The 344-nt window shown below is 43.0% G+C and carries 1 protein-coding gene; it reads left to right on the plus strand.

Annotated elements, in window-relative coordinates; genetic code table 11:
• On the plus strand, nucleotides 1-344 hold a 344-nt coding region (locus QZ359_RS03510; protein WP_293960058.1), incomplete at both ends, for a histidine phosphatase family protein.

Genomic DNA, 344 nt, shown 5'->3' on the forward strand with positions numbered 1-344 from the left:
GTCCGCCACGGTCGTACCGTCTGGAACCAAGAAGGACGCTTTCAAGGTGCTAGTGGTGATTCTCCCCTTCTTCCTGAATCCATTGAAACCCTAAAACAACTTGGCCAATATCTCAAGGAAATTCCTTTTGATCAGATTTATTCAAGTGATTTACCTCGAGCGGTCAGATCGGCTGAAATTATCCAAAGTCAACTCCAGACACCCTGTCCTTTAGAAAGCGTCTCTAATCTCCGTGAATGGCAACTGGGTAAATTAGAAGGTTTGAGAATCGCAACCTTGGAATCTATTTACCCGCAACAAATCAAAGCTTTTCGATCTAATCTTGCTCAATTTGACACTCAAAT

The sequence above is a fragment of the Streptococcus sp. genome (assembly GCF_019414905.1).
In the GTDB taxonomy this organism is placed as follows: Bacteria; Bacillota; Bacilli; order Lactobacillales; family Streptococcaceae; genus Streptococcus.